Origin of the sequence: Larsenimonas rhizosphaerae (genome assembly GCF_023700005.1) — a bacterium.
Classification (GTDB): Bacteria; Pseudomonadota; Gammaproteobacteria; order Pseudomonadales; family Halomonadaceae; genus Larsenimonas; species Larsenimonas rhizosphaerae.
Genome location: NZ_JAMLJK010000002.1, coordinates 292,648 through 308,277 on the forward strand (window position 1 = coordinate 292,648; position 15,630 = coordinate 308,277).

Annotated in this window: 17 protein-coding genes and 1 other RNA gene; 8 read left to right on the plus strand and 10 right to left on the minus strand. The window is 55.1% G+C overall.

Going from position 1 to position 15,630, the window contains the following annotated elements:
* Positions 1-96: 96 nt before the first annotated feature.
* From gpM to NAT21_RS11480, 3 genes are read right to left on the minus strand one after another with little or no spacing between them, the layout of a single operon-like run.
* Positions 97-774 carry a phage terminase small subunit gene (gene gpM, locus NAT21_RS11470; RefSeq protein WP_250938532.1) on the minus strand — a complete coding sequence of 226 codons (678 nt, stop codon included), beginning with the start codon at positions 772-774 and terminating at the stop codon, positions 97-99.
* Positions 774-1,796, minus strand: a complete 1,023-nt coding sequence (locus tag NAT21_RS11475; protein WP_250938534.1) for a phage major capsid protein, P2 family — start codon at positions 1,794-1,796, stop codon at positions 774-776. The genes gpM and NAT21_RS11475 overlap by 1 nt, the downstream gene beginning before the upstream one ends.
* Positions 1,797-1,807: 11 nt before the next feature.
* A complete protein-coding gene (locus NAT21_RS11480) occupies positions 1,808-2,638 on the minus strand; it encodes a GPO family capsid scaffolding protein (protein ID WP_250938538.1) in 831 nt (276 codons plus the stop codon).
* A gap of 167 nt (positions 2,639-2,805) precedes the next feature.
* Between NAT21_RS11480 and NAT21_RS11485 the strand changes: the two genes are divergently transcribed.
* The 3 genes from NAT21_RS11485 to NAT21_RS11495 all read left to right on the plus strand — a co-directional run bounded on the left by NAT21_RS11485 (position 2,806) and on the right by NAT21_RS11495 (position 6,522).
* A complete protein-coding gene (locus NAT21_RS11485) occupies positions 2,806-4,611 on the plus strand; it encodes a terminase large subunit domain-containing protein (protein ID WP_250938541.1) in 1,806 nt (601 codons plus the stop codon).
* Entirely contained in the window at positions 4,608-5,651 is a 1,044-nt protein-coding gene (locus NAT21_RS11490; RefSeq protein WP_250938543.1) for a phage portal protein, read from the plus strand. Before NAT21_RS11485 ends, NAT21_RS11490 begins: the two co-directional genes overlap by 4 nt.
* A gap of 97 nt (positions 5,652-5,748) precedes the next feature.
* Positions 5,749-6,522 (plus strand): DNA adenine methylase, encoded by a 774-nt coding sequence (locus NAT21_RS11495; RefSeq protein ID WP_250938545.1) that lies wholly within the window; start codon positions 5,749-5,751, stop codon positions 6,520-6,522.
* A 1,047-nt stretch (positions 6,523-7,569) separates the two neighbouring features.
* Here NAT21_RS11495 and NAT21_RS11500 read toward each other — a convergent pair.
* Positions 7,570-8,286 carry a LexA family transcriptional regulator gene (locus NAT21_RS11500; protein ID WP_250938547.1) on the minus strand — a complete coding sequence of 239 codons (717 nt, stop codon included), beginning with the start codon at positions 8,284-8,286 and terminating at the stop codon, positions 7,570-7,572.
* Between the two features lie 208 nt (positions 8,287-8,494).
* Between NAT21_RS11500 and NAT21_RS15600 the strand changes: the two genes are divergently transcribed.
* A complete protein-coding gene (locus NAT21_RS15600) occupies positions 8,495-8,749 on the plus strand; it encodes an Ogr/Delta-like zinc finger protein (protein WP_350355176.1) in 255 nt (84 codons plus the stop codon).
* An 81-nt stretch (positions 8,750-8,830) separates the two neighbouring features.
* On the opposite strand, the gene NAT21_RS11505 is transcribed toward NAT21_RS15600, so the two are convergent.
* From NAT21_RS11505 to NAT21_RS11515, 3 genes are all read right to left on the minus strand, one after another.
* Complete coding sequence (locus NAT21_RS11505) at positions 8,831-9,799, minus strand: ATP-grasp fold amidoligase family protein (protein WP_250938549.1); 969 nt, start codon at positions 9,797-9,799, stop codon at positions 8,831-8,833.
* Positions 9,765-11,072, minus strand: a complete 1,308-nt coding sequence (locus NAT21_RS11510) for a flippase (protein ID WP_250938551.1) — start codon at positions 11,070-11,072, stop codon at positions 9,765-9,767. The genes NAT21_RS11505 and NAT21_RS11510 overlap by 35 nt, the downstream gene beginning before the upstream one ends.
* Before the next feature lie 257 nt (positions 11,073-11,329).
* On the minus strand, positions 11,330-11,785 hold the full coding sequence (locus tag NAT21_RS11515; RefSeq protein WP_250938553.1) for a very short patch repair endonuclease: 456 nt from the start codon (positions 11,783-11,785) through the stop codon (positions 11,330-11,332).
* Positions 11,786-11,938: 153 nt separating this feature from the next.
* Between NAT21_RS11515 and NAT21_RS11520 the strand changes: the two genes are divergently transcribed.
* Complete coding sequence (locus NAT21_RS11520) at positions 11,939-12,493, plus strand: cytochrome b (RefSeq protein WP_250938555.1); 555 nt, start codon at positions 11,939-11,941, stop codon at positions 12,491-12,493.
* Positions 12,494-12,822: 329 nt separating this feature from the next.
* On the opposite strand, the gene ssrA is transcribed toward NAT21_RS11520, so the two are convergent.
* Positions 12,823-13,202, minus strand: a transfer-messenger RNA (tmRNA) gene (gene ssrA, locus NAT21_RS11525).
* A gap of 44 nt (positions 13,203-13,246) precedes the next feature.
* The gene (gene smpB, locus NAT21_RS11530) at positions 13,247-13,726 is read right to left on the minus strand and encodes an SsrA-binding protein SmpB (protein WP_250938558.1); all 480 of its coding nucleotides are present in this window, start codon (positions 13,724-13,726) and stop codon (positions 13,247-13,249) included.
* A gap of 129 nt (positions 13,727-13,855) precedes the next feature.
* On the opposite strand from smpB, the gene NAT21_RS11535 reads away from it, so the two are divergent.
* Positions 13,856-14,290, plus strand: coding sequence for a type II toxin-antitoxin system RatA family toxin (locus NAT21_RS11535; RefSeq protein ID WP_250938560.1), 435 nt, complete (start codon positions 13,856-13,858; stop codon positions 14,288-14,290).
* Positions 14,280-14,591: an RnfH family protein gene (locus NAT21_RS11540; protein WP_250938562.1), complete on the plus strand. Its 312-nt coding sequence runs from the start codon at positions 14,280-14,282 to the stop codon at positions 14,589-14,591. The genes NAT21_RS11535 and NAT21_RS11540 overlap by 11 nt, the downstream gene beginning before the upstream one ends.
* Here the strand turns inward: NAT21_RS11540 and NAT21_RS11545 are convergent, their stop codons facing one another.
* A complete protein-coding gene (locus tag NAT21_RS11545) occupies positions 14,592-15,065 on the minus strand; it encodes an outer membrane protein assembly factor BamE (protein WP_250938564.1) in 474 nt (157 codons plus the stop codon).
* A 42-nt stretch (positions 15,066-15,107) separates the two neighbouring features.
* Here NAT21_RS11545 and fur point away from each other — a divergent pair, with 42 nt between their 5' ends.
* Complete coding sequence (gene fur / locus NAT21_RS11550) at positions 15,108-15,563, plus strand: ferric iron uptake transcriptional regulator (protein ID WP_250938566.1); 456 nt, start codon at positions 15,108-15,110, stop codon at positions 15,561-15,563.
* Positions 15,564-15,630 lie beyond the last annotated feature (67 nt).

Sequence of the window (15,630 nt, forward strand, 5' to 3'; positions counted from 1 at the left end):
TACCCGGGATAAATACAGGGGGTGGACGGTGATGCGGCGATAGGCGCGTGGCCCTGCGTTCTCACCGTGCCCCCTGGACGTCGCGGGTCGACTCGGTTAGCCCGTCTGGGCAGTGTCTTGGGGCGGCTGTTCTTTTTTAAGCGTGCGCTCGATACGGTCAATGTCCTTTTTCACGCCGACGCGGTCATTGAGTTCAAAGGCGCGCTGATAGTGGGTCAAAGCATTCAGCAGATCACCGCTGGCGCGGTAGCCATTGCCGATGGCCTTGTGCAGCTTGGCGCGGATCTGGTCATGCATATCCTTGCCGTCGATCAGCGCGTTGATCTCGATCAGGGCTTCCAGCATCGAGTCATCGTCATCCGCGAGGACGAGCGCCTGGTCGGCGGATTCTTCGGCGAGGATCGCAGCGGTCGAGCGCTGGAACTGCTCACCCGGGTCGAGCTGGTGCCGCATGGCGTAGCGGGCAATCGGCAGGGCGGCGGTGATGTCGCCGACGTCGATGCGCCACAGCATGATGCGCATCAGTACTTCATCCTCGGCACCGCGCCCGGCCTCAAGCACGCCGTCGACATACTCGGCATAGTGGGGCAGGATCTCGCGCTTGATCTCGACCTTGCGCTCGACGGACTGGACACTTTTCAGGCGCCGGTAGTCCTCGAACAGTTGGGCATGCATGAGGTGGTAGGCATCGCCGTGCATGACCTGATCGCCGGCTTCCGCCGCCGCATTGGCGGCGGAGACGCGCTTGTAGTGTTGTCGCAGTGGGCTGGTCATCACGCACCGGCCGTTTCATCGGTCGCATCGGCGTGCGATACGTTTTCGATCAGACAGCCAAAGCCGTAATCCTCGACCACATACGCATCGTTCGAGGATTCGAAGTTCTCGACGCGCTTGCGCTCGGGCTTGTCTTTCAGATAGCGGCGGCGCGAACCTTCCTGCCAGTAGATCGACAGGTTATCCAGCGAGGTGATGAAGATGGCGCCGTCAGGCATAAAGGGTACCTGCATGGCGTTGACGCCGCCGATGCGCTTCTGGGCCATGATCAAATCCAGCGCGCGGGACTCGGTCGGCTGCTCCCAGCTGTTGACCATGGGCAGATATTTGTCAGTCATGAGACCACGACCAACCAGCGCCACCAGATCCGTGCTGTCGCGGTACCACGGTTCGATCAGTGAATTGACGGCATCAAATACCAGCGCATCGAGATTTTGATAGGTGCGGCCCTTGCCGATGGTGACATCACTGGCATCGCTGAACACGCGCGCGGCGGCGTGCAGACGGTACTGCTGCAGCCAGCCGATGTTGACGTCCTGAAGGAGCGGGTTTTGGGTGCGATTTGTCTGTTTAGCGGCGGTTTTGCCGTTGAATCCGATCATGATGCGATCCAGCGCCTGCTGCCGGATGATGGCGTCGCGCACGCGGGCCTGAAAATCCGGGAACTTTGCCCAGGCGTCGAGCTTGGCCCACGTCAGGTAGGTGTCGAACTCGGTCGATTCGCAGCGGTAGTCGTGCAGCTCGAGGAAGGTCGGATCGGTGGGCACACGGTCGCGTTCGCCAACATCAGTACGCGCGGCGATGGGACCATTGATGCCGAGCCCGAGTTTTTGACCGACCAGATCGCGCACGCCGACCATGTTGATCCGGTTCAGAAACTCGCTGGACTCCTGAATCTTGGTTTCCAGCGTCTGCTGCACCGTGGCGTCGATATCAAACGAGGCGAAGGCGTTTTCGGCATTGTTAAGCGTGGCGAGACGCTGGGCGTATTGGTTGAGCTTCTTGCGGGTATCGTTGCGCATGTAGGCGTCCTTTAGCAGTCGGTTTCAATAGAGCCGTCGCTGCCGGTGGCCGGCGTGCGGGACTGGTGGCGGGGCGTTTTGTCGAGCTGGGCATACAGCTCGTCATGGGCGGCCTTGAGCTGATGGTGTTGCGTTTTAAGCTCGTTGAACTGAGCTGCGCAGGGGCGCTTTTCCAGCTCGGTGCGCAGGTTGGCGTTTTCAGCGACGAACAGGGCCATGGTCTGCTCAAGGTCATCGCGCAGGGCGGTGAAGTCGTTGCCGGTCTGCTCGCGCTGGCGCTTGAACATGGTTCTGACGCGTTCGGCAAGCGACGGGCCCTTGTTCTTGAAACCGTCGTTTTCATCGGCTTCGCCCTGGGTGAAATCGACCTCGGCGGCCTCGCTGAACAGGTTTTCCGGGCGCTGCTTTTTGGAGGTCAGCGGGGAGTTTTCGGGCTTGAGCGTTGAGCTGAACTGCAGCATCTGGGTGCCGAGACTGGCCGGGGAATCGGTGACGGCCAGACCGACCAGATACGCCTCGCCGGTATCAGCGAAGTCGAGATCGACTTCCATCGACGTGTAGACCTTCTGGCGCGCCTTGTTCATCGCCACCAGTTCATCGGTGGGGTCGATGTCGGCAATCAGAACCAGCTTGCCCTCGCTGTTCTTTTCGGTTTTCAGCGAGTTCACATCGCCATAACTCTTGAACGGGCTGTCAGCCAGCACCCCCCGAATGTGCTCAAGATTGAGACGGCACCCGTATTTTTCGGGGTCATAGTTGGCTGCCATCTGCGTCAGCCATTCGGCGCTGATCTTGCGACCGTCGGTGGTGGCACCTTCTGTCGCGATACGAAATTCGGGCATTGAGCAATCCTCGGGAACTGTGCGGGCACTGTATGGGCGTCAGGTTCCGCGTAGATCGCTGCCGGCTCAACGCGCGGTCGTTGTAAAAACGGGCGTTACAAGCCGCGCCCCGATATAGGCCCTCGGCTGGTCGGTACGCTGTCTGCATTTACAGTGCCGGACACGACATGACCGCTAACCCTCTGAATCCCGCTGAAATCGACGCGACGCTGGACAGTCCTGACGCCGCGAAACTCTCCGCGCGCCACCTGTACTGGATGGGCTGGCGCGTCGGGCGCATTGCCGAGCTTTTGAACCTTTCCCCCAATACCATCAGCAGCTGGAAAGCCCGCGATAAATGGGATGAAGCGACATCGACGCAGCGCGTCGAGGGCGCGCTCGAAGCGCGGCTGGTGATGCTGATCTCGAAGGAGCAGAAGGAGGGGCGCGACTTCAAGGAGATCGACCTGCTGGGTCGGCAGATCGAGCGGCTGGCCCGGGTTCACAAGTTTGAGGGCAGCGGCAAGGAATCAGACCTCAATCCGAACATCGAGCGACGCAATGCCGGCGAGAAGAAAAAGCCCGCGCGTAATGACGTTGGCGATGAGGGCGTGATTCAGATCGTCGAGGCGTTCGAGGCGTCACTGTTCGAGTACCAGCGCCACTGGTACCGGGCGGGCCAGCATGAGCGCATCCGCAACCTGCTCAAGTCACGCCAGATCGGCGCGACGTGGTTCTTTGCGCGCGAGGCCATCGCCGACGCCATCGAGACGGGCAAAAACAAGATTTTCATGTCGGCCTCAAAAGCCCAGGCGCACATCTTCCGCAATTACATCGTGCAGTTCGTCAAAGAGACGACCGGGGTCGAGCTGAAAGGTGACCCCATCGTGCTGGCCAACGGCGCAGAGCTTCACTTCCTCGGCACCAACGCCAAAACCGCCCAGGGCTACCACGGCGACACCTACCTTGATGAATACTTCTGGATCGGTGGCTTCGAGCAGTTCCGCAAAGTCACCAGCGGCATGGCGATGCACAAGAAGTGGAAGCAGACCTATTTCAGCACGCCCAGCAGCGTCGCCCATGAGGCGTACCCGTTCTGGACCGGCGAGCGGTTCAACAAGCGTCAGAAGAAATCGGATCGCGTCGAGATCGATGTGAGCCATGCGGCACTGGCCAGCGGTGCCCGATGCGCCGATGGTCAGTGGCGCCAGATCGTCACGATCAAGGATGCGATGGCCGGTGGCTGCGATCTGTTCGACATCGACCAGTTGCGCCTGGAGTACAGCGATGACGAGTTTGCGAACCTGCTGATGTGCGAGTTCGTCGATGACTCGCAGAGCGCGTTCCCGATGATGAGCATGCAGCGTTGCATGGTGGATTCATGGGATATCTGGCGCGACTGGAAGCCGTTCGCGCAGCGCCCGTTCGGGGATCAGCCGGTGTGGATTGGTTACGACCCGGCGGGTGAGGGTGAGGGCAGCGATGGCGCGGGTCTGGTTGTGCTGGCCCCGGCCAAAAATCGCAACGACCGACACCGGATTCTCGAACAGCACCGCCTCAAGGGTCACGATTATGAGGCGCAGGCCGAGTACATCCGCGAGGTCAGCCGGCGCTATAACGTCCAGTACATCGGTATCGACATTAACGGGATGGGCGATGCGGTGGCGCAGCTGGTTGCGAAATGGTTCCCGCGTGTTGACCGAATTCGCTACACCCCCGACAGCAAGAGTGCGCTGGTTCGTCAGGCGCAGCACATCATCGACCGTGGGCGTTTGGAGTTCGACGCGCGCGACACGATCATCGCGCAGTCGTTTACCTCGATTCGCCGCGAGCTGACCGCGAGCGGTCGGCAGTTCACCTATGCCGCCGGCCGCAATGGCCAGACCGGCCATGCCGACCTGGCGTGGGCCACCATGCACGCCCTCAGCAATGAGCCCATCGACGTCCTCGCCGAGGGCGAGCGCGGTGGCTCAATCATGGAGATTTACGGATGACCGCAAAACCACGCCAGCGCCTGTATGCGCAGTTCGAGCCGCAGGCCGACACACCGACCCCGGCAAGGCCCGAGGCGTTCACGTTCGGCGAGCCGGTGCCCGTCACCGATCTGGCTGATTTCCTCTATACCGGATGCTGGATGGCGAACGCACGGTGGTATGAGCCGCCGGTGGATCTGGCCGCGCTGGCGAAAATGTACCGGGCGACGGCGCATCATGGGTCCGGGCTGCAGGTGAAACGCAACATCCTGACGCGGTCGTTCGTGCCGCATCCGCTGCTGGGCCGGCAGGCGTTCCGCGAGCTGGTCACGGACTATCTGGTTTTCGGCAATGCGTATATCGAACGGGTCTATGGTCGGCTGGGGCGGCTGATCGGGCTGCGCCCGGCGCGGGCCAAGTACGTGCGGCGTGGTACCGAGGATGGGCATTTCTGGTGGGTGAGCAATTGGCAGCAGCCGGTCGAGTTCGAGCCTGATTCGATGATTCATCTGATCGAGCCGGACATCAATCAGGAGATCTATGGCGTGCCGGATTACATGGGCGCGCTGCAGTCGATCATGCTGAATGAAAACGCGACGTTGTTCCGCCGGCGCTATTACCTGAACGGTAGCCATGCCGGGTTCGTGATGTACGTCTCTGATGCGGCGCAGAATCAGGAGGACATCGACGCGATGCGGGATGCGCTCAAGAACTCGAAGGGCGTCGGCAACTTCCGTAACCTGTTCCTGCATTCGCCTGGGGGCAAAAAGGATGGGGTGCAGATCATCCCGATCTCGGAGGTCGCGGCGAAAGACGAGTTTGCGGGCATCAAGAACATTACCCGCGACGACACACTGGCCGGGCACCGGGTACCGCCGCAGCTGATGGGGATCATCCCGAACAACACGGGCGGGTTCGGTGACATCGAGAAGGCGGCGCGCGTGTTCGTGGCCAATGAGCTGGACCCGTTGCAGTCGGTGTTCCTTGAGATCAACGACATTGTGGGACAGGAGGTGGTGAGGTTCAGGCCGTATGAGCTGGGCGGCAATGCGCCGGCATAAAAAAAGCCCGGCGAGGACCGGGCATAAGAAGCTTCTAGCGACACCATTACTTTAACCGGCCACCCACTGGATGGCCTCTCATGACAGGTGTCTCACCATGGGCTTACACGCCACTCAAAAACCGATCATTCCCTGGATGGGCGGCAAGCGCCGACTGGCCAAACAGATCCTGCCATTGTTCGACCCCCATCGAGCCTACGTCGAGCCCTTCTGCGGCGGTGCGGCGCTTTTCTTCATGAAGGAGCCTTCGCCAGTTGAAGTGATCAACGATGCCAACGGCGAGTTGGTCAATCTGTATCGGGTGGTTAAACACCACCTTGAAGAATTGCTGCGCCACTTCAAATGGGCGTTGGTCAGCCGGCAGGACTTTCTGGATCTCAAGCGGACGCCGCCGGAGACGCTGACCGATATCCAGCGAGCGGCACGGTTTTTCTATCTGCAGAAGAATGCCTTCGGCGCACGATCCGATAATCCGGCATTCGGAACCTCGGCGGTTTCCAGGCCACGGCTCAATCTGCTGCGAATCGAGGAAGACTTGAGCGACGCACACCTGCGTCTCAGTCGAACGCTGATCGAGCAGTTACCCTGGGATGAATGCGTTCGACGCTATGACCGCGATGAAACGCTGTTATATCTCGATCCGCCGTACTGGGGCACGGCCGGTTATGGCGTTGAATTCGGGCTGGAGCAATATGCGCTGATGGGTAAGCTGGCGCGCCAGGCCAGGGGGCAGTTTGTTGTCAGCGTCAATGACATTCCCGAAATGCACGAGGCGTTCGATGGTCTGACCATCCGGCGAACTCAGCTTCGCTACTCGGTTGGACAACAACACACGGAGCCTCGCGGAGAGTTGATCATCACTAACCGGTAGATAATCCACGCTCATCACAAGCCACCTTCGCGGTGGCTTTTTTTGTGCCTGGTCGGTTGGTTTATCCACACCCGGTGTCGTCGGTCAGTACCGTTCGCGCGCCGTCGACTCCCCGCCCCGCCTGCGCGCTAAATGGGTCGGTTTTATTGCACCCTTGCAGGTAGGTAGGAGACAGGCTGTTGCTGGGCTGCGCGAGGGTTTCAACCGGGAAAATTTTCTTGCGGTTCCTTGCGTTTCTGATAGTGCAACAAGGGGCAGGGCAAAGTGGTGAATCTCGGGATCGAAAAAAGCTATTAAACTCTAAAAGTTGACGTACTTGGCGTTGTTAAGGCATTGTTTTATTTGATGTGTCCAGGCAGGGTAGACGTACTTTATTAAGCTATAAATTTTTGATTTTTATCATAAATAGATATTACTTGTAATCAGTAGGTCCCGGGTTCGACTCCTGGTGTCGGCACCATTAATCTTCCAGTCCAAGTAGTGAACTGGAATGAAATCAACCGCCCTTGAAGGCGGTTTTTTTGTGTCTGTATCATCTGCATGGTCAGGGTGGAGAAGTCTCTCTGCCACTATTTTCAGTCTATGGCTCTCGCACTCTGCAATTTGCTACCCAGGCGAATGTGAATGATCTTCGTGCGTGGTGCCTGGTATCGTGTTATTCGCTGGCATTCTTTACAGGCTGCTTCCAGCAAACTGATTGAGCGGTATGGTTTTTTCAGACTTCGCTATGAAAAATGTCGGCAGCAGTGGCAAGGGCTGGTCGAAAATTATTTAAAGCATATGGTCTTTTGGTGGGGGTTGTTCGTAATATATTGTTTTTAAATGATTTTTTATGGATGGTCTGGTTTGGATAATGAGGATTGGATTTTTCAAGTTTCATTAGTAGTCCGGTTCTCAAAAACCATGCTTTGTACGGTCAATTTGGATAGTGGTAATACGAGTAGCATTACATATCCACTGACAGGGGCGGGAAGGTATTGGCCATGATAATTCGGGCGGGTTGTGCGTGTTATCGTCGGCTGTTGCAAGGCCCCGAGATGCGGGGCTTCAGGCAACGCGTCCGCTGTGCCAATGGCAGTGGCCAATGATATGAACGTTTCCGAGTGCATCAGGATGGATGATTTCTGGCGCGTAATGGGTGTTGTCCGATGACAGGCGCAGTGAGCCATCGGACAGGCGCTGAAGTCGTTTGATGCGTAGCTCATCTCCGACTCGAATTAAAAACACGCCATCTGGTCGGGTCAGTGCCTTGTTTACCAGCACGGTATCTCCGTTTTTAAGCGTTCCTTCCATGGAGTCTCCGCGCACCCGGATGACTACCAGATCCTTCAAGTGCAGTCCTTCCTGAGTAATCCAGTCTCGCCGAAAACTCAGGTGGGATATGACATGCTCATCGTCGAACAGGCGTCCTGAGCCGGCCGCGGCTTCGATATCATAAAGTGGTACGCCGGCATAATCCTGCTGCTGGTAACGCACTTCTGCATCGACAGGTTCGCTATAGGTCGATGATTCGTTGGGTGGGGAGTCGGCAGTAGTTTCCCTGCCCAGCACTAGCCAATCGAGGCTAACGTTGTACTGAACTGAAAGTTGAATGCATTCATCAATGGGTATCGTACCTCGCTTTCTCCAATTGTGAATGGCACTTGTGGATTTTCCGAAGCGTTTGGCCAGTGCATAGTCAGAAGTCAGGCCTGTAAGGGTCTTCATCCGTTCCATTATCAAGGCCGAGATAGTCATAGGGGCTATTTGCTGGTGCGTATTCATGACAATAGTATTCCTGCAATAGTTGACTATTCCCCAATATGTAAATAGTCTTCGGGTATGCTTCATTGAACTTAAAGGAGCATACCTTATCTGTAGGAGGCTGTCCGCCGGGCGAATTCTAAAAAGCACGATCGGCAACATTAGCGTTATTGATAATAACGAGTACCAGTAACTGGATGCTCGAATCGGGGAATTGGAGGTGTCAATTATGGATCGTAAAAGCAACTTGCGTCTCAGCTGCCCTCACTGCGGTGCCTTTGCAAGAATTCGTAAAAGCCAGCAGCTAACGCCGATATACCGAGAGGCGGTAGTGGAATGTCAGAATCCTGATTGTGGATGGCGTGGCAAGCTGGCACTGGAGCTGACGCAAACGTTGACCTTTAGTCTGCATCCCAATCCGGATATCAGGCTACCAATGGCGCCCAAGTTAAAGGAGCGGATGCTGAAACAGCTTTCGTCCTGAAACCTGTAAGGCAAAGTGCGGGGGAGATCTGTTGTATGGCAGATCTCTCTTGTTCAAAGGGTTGTTTGCCTGCTCAGGCTATTAATCAAAAAGGGCACCCCATTGTTCATCCAGTTCGCGAGAGTCGAACTTCATCAGGCCAGCCATCGGTGTGAAGGTCATTTCACCAAAATAGATATCATCCCCAATCAGGTAGAAATCAACCCTGACGTATGAAAATCCCCTGGCAAGCTTCAAGGCCAGCTCCATGGCGGCATCGAGATTATGCGGCTTTTCAAGCTCAATGCCTGAGTCCAGACGTTCTTCACGTACCCGCACCAGCTTCCAGTCAGAATCATAAAAATCCACGCGATAATTGGTAAACCTGTCATGGCTGATTTCTATGTAAATGACGGGTTCTTCGCCTGGCTTTTGAAAGCAATGGAACTTGTAATCCTTCGGAACCTTGCCGGACTCATCCAGTAACAACTTTTCAAAGATCAGTCGAGGCTCGATGGGCTTGTACTGATTTTCACGACAAACCGTATAAAAATTGCTGGATAGCCATTTCTGGCTCAGGTTGTAGAGTTCCGGGAATGTAACATGACGCTTGTCGTCAACCAGAAGATTGAACCCTGACCCATGGCTGGCCTTCATCACAAACTGGTTGGGAAGTTCGTCGAACAATTCCGGGGTGAGCTGGCGAGCTACACCAAGGCATGGCGTCAGGTTCTGTTCGCCAATGCAGTGTTTTACATAGCTTCTTGCTTCCACCTTGTCGCTCAGAATTGAAAAAACCGGCTCGGGATGCAGTTTCCTGTAGCAGATTTTCTCGTTGAATGTTTTCGGGTTGCGCAGGTTGGGAAATTCCCCGAAGGCGCGTTTGTAGCGAAGCGGTACATGCAGCCGGTCCGATAGGGAGTTCATGATGTTGCTGCGCAGTACAGCCATCAACGCATCGAGGGCGCGACGTGGGCTATAACGTTTCCCCAGCTGCCGAAGGCTGCGTGTCTTGTCGCGGGCTCTGATATCCGAGCTATCGCGGGTTTTGCCCGGTGCTATCCTTGGCATCGGTCTTCTCCATCATCGGTAAGGTGACACAGGCCTTGAGTTGTAGTTTGAGTATGCGGCCCTTTTGGAAAAACAGGTTGAAGGCAACAGACGACAGTATCTCGGCGCACAGTGTCGAGATGGCTGCGCCGGTGCCTCCATAAATCGGGATCAGTACATAATTCAGGACGATGTTGAGCAGAGCTACTGACATCATCTTGTAAAAAAGAAACTGATAGCCTCCCAGCACGGTAATCGTTCGGTAGCTGATGGTGCCTATGGCCGAAAAGAGCGTGCTGAAGGCACTGATGTACAAAATGTCAGTGGCCGGGGTAAAGCTTTCGCCATAAATCAGGGACACTGCCCAGGGGCTTGATAATGACAGCGCCAGCGAGGCAGGAAGTGACATCCATATTACCTTGCTGAACAGGGCCTTTGTTCTTGCATCAAACTGGCGTGTATTGCCTGAGCTCTGGCTGATGCCGACCATATAGGATGCAATGATGGCCTGTGGGATGAAGATCCATCCTTGCGCCAGCGTGATGGCGGCGGTGTAGTACCCGACCGCTTCGTGATTGACGAGCATGCCCAGCATGATCTGGTCGGTCTTGGTATATAGAACGATGGCCAGTCCGGAGAAGGCCAGGGGAAGGCCTACTCTTAACAGATATCGAGCATGGCGACGTGAACCACGTACATCGCGCTGTTGTAATACATCGCTGTTACGCTCGTAAAAATAGCGTTTCATCAGGTAGGAGGTGGCCCACTGAGCAATGCTTGCCAGAGCAAAGGCGGTCACGGACAGCTTGGCGGCAACAAATGCCAGTTTTAAAACGACCGAGGCCAGTAACGCCGAGTTCTGGCACAGGGTATTGATCCTGGATTCCAGTCGCGCGTTGAAAAAAACCTGGTATACATCGTTGGTGGTAAAAAAGCTGCCCCACAGGATGATGAGGAAAACGTTTCTTTTTTCAGCATTTTCAAAGTAAAACAACGCAAAAAGGCTGAAAAGGGACGCCATCATGACAAATATGATGGCGCGCAGGCGCGCAGAGGATTTCAGCAGGCGCAGACCACTTACCGGGTTGCGAGACAGCCGATTGAAGACAATGTTGTTGGCGCCAAGTGTCGTAAAAGGCGATATCAAGCCCGTCATGGCAAGCGAAAAGCCCAGTACACCGAACAATTCGGGGCCCAGGTATCGTGCTACGTAAACATTGACGAAGATTCCGGCCAGAACAAAGAATATTTTCTCGAACAGGATCCAGAGGGTATTGGCGCGAACGGTTTGCATATGCTTCAAAGTGAAAGGTAAGGAAAGACTATTGGATCAAGCTGTTCCATCATGTCTTATGATGACACTGGTACGCGCTCGGGGATGTGCCATATGTGCTTTGTTAGCAGGCTTTATACCTGTTTCTGCCTGAGCGCCATCGAGGTTCTTCAAAGTATGGTTAGAGTACATTAGGTGTTTTTAAAAATCAGCGTCAGCGTTGCCAGTCGGCGAGTGTAAAAGGTCGTGTTTTGGGAAAGCGGTTTCCCATCAGGCGCTTACCTTTGTCGCGGTGGTACGGTGGGCCACTGTTGTTCAGGTTCATTATTGTGAACGCATTCCAGAACCTCGCTCAGCTGTTCTCTGCAATGTCTGATGCCGCACTCCCATATCACCAGAACTCGCCATCCATCCTCGCGCAGCAGTGCTATCTGGCGTTGATCTCGCTCGACATTCTTCTGTAGCTTTTCCTGCCAGAATGCTTTCCGTGTCGCAGGAGAGGTTGCATAAAAGCACTCCGGGTGCCGATGCCAGAAGCATCCATGTACAAAAACTACCAGGTTGTGTCGCGTCAGTACCAGATCAGGTTTTCCGGGCAGGTCCTTGCGGTGAAGGCGATAACGTAACCCATTGCCATGAAGAAAGCGCCTGATGGTCAACTCCGGCTGGGTGTTCTTGCCCTTGATGCCTGCCATCATTCTTGAACGGGTGGCGCCATCGACTACATCGACCATGAATTTCTCCTCTTCACGTGCCATCAAGTGGCACAGTATGGGTCGGTTTGAGGCTTTATGCGGCACCCTTTTTAGAAGGAATCCTGCAGGTGTATAAGCTCTCCTTAATTCTGGAATGCTATTGATGGCCTCTTGTGAAAAGAGGAAACAATAATGAGCCTTTTAACCGATAATCGTTACCGCTATGGATTGGTGAGCCGCATGTTTCACTGGTCCATGGCAGCGCTTCTGTTCTGGCAGATCGGCGGCATAGTCATCTCTGAGCTGTTCAGTCGCAACCTGTCGTGGGTGAGTGCCTGGCGAGGTACACATTTCTCGGTAGGAGTACTGATTTTGGCCCTGGCCCTCATGAGAGCTGTCTGGGGATTAATGAGCTTTCGTAATCGCCCTCGTGCATTGGATAAAACGGGCAAATGGGCTGCGTATGGGCATATGGCCTTATATGGCTTCATGCTTGTCACGCCTGTACTGGGGCTGCTTCTTGTGTATGGCGCAGGCAAACCGCTTGTCTTTTTCGGAGGGCATCTTTGGGGAGTTCATGACCCACTGCAGTGGGCATACAAGACCGGAGATCTTTTGCATGGCGTTATGGCATGGACATTTCTGGCCGCAATCGCGGGTCATATGAGCATGGTGATTTATCATCATTATGTTTTGAAGGATGCAACGCTGTCGCATATGGTCGGAAAACCGAAATCTGACGTTTAAGGAAGCGGCCCTGATCAGCGTCATTTTTCATAAGCCCATGCCCAGTGACGTTTACGGGCTGTCGTGTGCTGGGGGATGGGCCCAACATAAAAAGAGCCCGGCGAGGGCCGGGCACAAGATACTAAAGCGACATCGCCACATTAACCTGTCGCCGAATGAATAGCCTCTGGCAGCATGTGTCGCGCCATGGGCTTATCCACTTCTTGATAGCCTGAGGTTTTCGTCTCTAAGTTGCAGCTTTCAATCAGCGACTGTCATGGAGTTACCTGGTTCATGGCTTCATTTCAGGCAACAAAAAAGCCGCTGTCATCGACAGCGGCTTTCGTGTTTGGTGGAGGCGGCGGGAATTGAACCCGCGTCCGCCGGCGCTTACCCTTCGGCTCTACATGCTTAGTTCCGTCTTTTGATTTAGCAGTGACGCCTCCGACGGGCAGGATACGGCACCACGATTCCTCTAAAGTTTAGTGTTTGACACGAGGACAGGGCCAAACACGATCCCATTAGCTGTCGCTCATCTCTCCTCCGGAATAAATGGGCACATTCCCTTGGAGCCAGGCTAACAACTAGCAGGGTTTAAGCTGCCAGTGCACCTTGAGCGTAGTTTTCGTCGTTTGCGACTATTTAGTTGCAACGTGGGATTTACGAGATACGTTACAATCTCGGCATGCACCTCGGAGTTTACTACCGGCGTCGAGACCATATCGCCCCCGAAGAATCAGCATCCTAGCATTACAGTCAGGCGAGTGCCAATCGTTACTTGCTGTCGCGCATGATGCGCGCCTTCTGTCTGTTCCAGTCACGCTCCTTTTCGGTAGCGCGCTTGTCATGAAGCTGTTTGCCTTCCACCAGTGCCAGTTCGCACTTCACCAGATTTTCCTTCCAGTAAAGCTTGAGAGGAACGCAGGTATGCCCCTTGTCCTGCGTGCGTGAGAAGATCCTGTCAATCTCCTTGCGATGCAGCAGTAGCTTTCTGGTTCTGGACGGATCCGCTATTTCGTGTGTGCTGGCCGTGTTCAGCGGCGTGATATGCGAGCCCAGCAGCCATGCTTCACCACGCTTGACCAGAATATAGGTATCGGTCAGCTGTGCCTTGCCGGCGCGCATGCTTTTTACTTCCCAGCCCGAGAGGGCAAGTCCTGCCTCAAAGGTTTCTCGAATGTGGTATTCGAAACGAGCCTTCTTGTTCTGGGCAATAACGTTGCTGCCGGGCGCGTTGCTCTTTTTCTTGCCCATGGGACCTCTTAAACCTTCGGAGTGATCGTGCTCTCCTCGATATGCGGGAAAGCGTGATAATATTCAAGTCACTATAGAACAGACGCACTATCATACGCATAAAGTGCGTTGCCGTCAGTGGAGAGCTGCATGCCAACGGTCACTCAATCGGCCCTGGTTAAACACTCTGATCGCAGGATGTTTGATCTGGTCAACGATATTGAAAGCTACCCGGAATTTTTGCCGGGCTGTCGAGCCGCCAACGTCGTGGACGAAGGTGAGAACTACCGAACGGGTAGACTTACTCTGGCCAAGGGCGGCGTTGAGCAGAGTTTTACGACGCGTAATACGCTTCATGCCCCATCCCGGATTGATCTGTCTCTGGTGGATGGGCCATTCAAGCAGCTTTCCGGGCAATGGCATTTTCGGGAGATGGGTGAAAATGCCTGTCGGGTAGAATTTTCCATGTCATTTGAATTTTCCAATCGCCTGTTGAGCATGGCATTCAGCCGGCTTTTTCAGCAGGTCACAAAGCAGCAGGTTGATGCCTTCGTTAAACGGGCAGAACAGGTTTATGGGCGCTAAACAGCTGACTATCGAGGTGGCCTACGCATTGCCCGAGAGGCAATGGTTGTTCGAGATGGTGGTGCCTGAAGGTACCACCGTGCGCCAGGTAGCCATCATGTGCGGGCTTGATAATGTGGCGCAAAGCGGGTTAAGTCCGGAAGTACTTGCCACGCTTGCGGTCGGAATCTTTGGTATCAAGGTACGTGACCCGGATCACCAGCAGGTTGCTGCCGGTGACCGAGTCGAGTTATATCGCCCGTTGATCATCGATCCCAAGGAGGCCCGAGTAAATCGGGCCGGTCAGGGTCGAAGGCGCTGATCATTCGCCGCGGGGATAAGGTTCGCTACTGGTGGCCGGGATGGGTTCAAGCGGAGTAACACCCGGCGATTGTGCTGCCCCCGAGGCAGGGGGCTGATTGTTTACATCCGGGCTGGCATCGATATCACCGGCAGTATCGATATGGCTTACCACATTGTCATCGAACGTCAGGCTGACGCGCTTGTTGATGACATTGCCATCGGATTCCTTTACTCGATAGACGTAATCCCAGGCATTGGCGCCCATCGGATCATCAAGCAGAGGCGTCCCCAGCACATAAGTCACCTGATCTTTTGTCATGCCAGGGTGAAGTTGTTGTACCATACTCTCTGTAATCAGATTGCCCTGGGGAATGTCTCTTTTGTAGACGCCAAACCAGCTGCAGCCAGAAAGCACGCCGATCATGCAACAAAAAGTGACTAATAGGATCGATTTTTGCATTTGTCTCAGACTTTCCTTATCGTTTGCGTTCATCGATCATACCTGATACCTCAAGCGACTGCGAAGAGCTAACCCATGGCCGATAGGAACCAGGAATTACGCAAGGCAGGCCTCAAGGTCACCTTGCCTCGGGTCAAGATCCTCCAGATCCTGGAGGCAACCCGCGAAGAAGAGCTGCACATGAGCGCCGAGGACGTCTACAAGACGCTTCTGGAGCAGGGAGAAGACGTTGGTCTCGCCACCGTGTATCGCGTTCTGACCCAGTTTGAAGCCGCAGGGCTTGTGGTTCGTCATAACTTTGACGGTGGCCATGCGGTGTTCGAAATGTCGCAGGAAGAGCACCACGATCATATGCTGTGTCTTGAAACCGGCGAGGTTGTCGAATTCTTTGATGCAGATATCGAGCGTCGCCAGCGTGAGCTGGCAGAGGAGCGTGGCTTTGAACTGGTAGACCACGCGCTTGTACTTTACGTGCGCCCGAAGGGGTCGACCGCGACGCGCCAGGATGGCAGCGGAGGTGGGCGCCGCTGAAACGTGTCGCAGCCGTTGTAAAAATGCCGCTCTCTCGAGCGGCATTTTTTATGTTCCACTACAGCAA

Coding starts and splice junctions, on each gene's coding strand:
- gpM (WP_250938532.1), bottom strand. CDS start 774: ATGACCAGCCCACTGCGACAACACTACAAGCGCGTCTCCGCCGCCAAT.
- NAT21_RS11475 (WP_250938534.1), bottom strand. CDS start 1,796: ATGCGCAACGATACCCGCAAGAAGCTCAACCAATACGCCCAGCGTCTC.
- NAT21_RS11480 (WP_250938538.1), bottom strand. CDS start 2,638: ATGCCCGAATTTCGTATCGCGACAGAAGGTGCCACCACCGACGGTCGC.
- NAT21_RS11485 (WP_250938541.1), top strand. CDS start 2,806: ATGACCGCTAACCCTCTGAATCCCGCTGAAATCGACGCGACGCTGGAC.
- NAT21_RS11490 (WP_250938543.1), top strand. CDS start 4,608: ATGACCGCAAAACCACGCCAGCGCCTGTATGCGCAGTTCGAGCCGCAG.
- NAT21_RS11495 (WP_250938545.1), top strand. CDS start 5,749: ATGGGCTTACACGCCACTCAAAAACCGATCATTCCCTGGATGGGCGGC.
- NAT21_RS11500 (WP_250938547.1), bottom strand. CDS start 8,286: ATGAATACGCACCAGCAAATAGCCCCTATGACTATCTCGGCCTTGATA.
- NAT21_RS15600 (WP_350355176.1), top strand. CDS start 8,495: ATGGATCGTAAAAGCAACTTGCGTCTCAGCTGCCCTCACTGCGGTGCC.
- NAT21_RS11505 (WP_250938549.1), bottom strand. CDS start 9,799: ATGCCAAGGATAGCACCGGGCAAAACCCGCGATAGCTCGGATATCAGA.
- NAT21_RS11510 (WP_250938551.1), bottom strand. CDS start 11,072: ATGCAAACCGTTCGCGCCAATACCCTCTGGATCCTGTTCGAGAAAATA.
- NAT21_RS11515 (WP_250938553.1), bottom strand. CDS start 11,785: ATGGTCGATGTAGTCGATGGCGCCACCCGTTCAAGAATGATGGCAGGC.
- NAT21_RS11520 (WP_250938555.1), top strand. CDS start 11,939: ATGAGCCTTTTAACCGATAATCGTTACCGCTATGGATTGGTGAGCCGC.
- smpB (WP_250938558.1), bottom strand. CDS start 13,726: ATGGGCAAGAAAAAGAGCAACGCGCCCGGCAGCAACGTTATTGCCCAG.
- NAT21_RS11535 (WP_250938560.1), top strand. CDS start 13,856: ATGCCAACGGTCACTCAATCGGCCCTGGTTAAACACTCTGATCGCAGG.
- NAT21_RS11540 (WP_250938562.1), top strand. CDS start 14,280: ATGGGCGCTAAACAGCTGACTATCGAGGTGGCCTACGCATTGCCCGAG.
- NAT21_RS11545 (WP_250938564.1), bottom strand. CDS start 15,065: ATGAACGCAAACGATAAGGAAAGTCTGAGACAAATGCAAAAATCGATC.
- fur (WP_250938566.1), top strand. CDS start 15,108: ATGGCCGATAGGAACCAGGAATTACGCAAGGCAGGCCTCAAGGTCACC.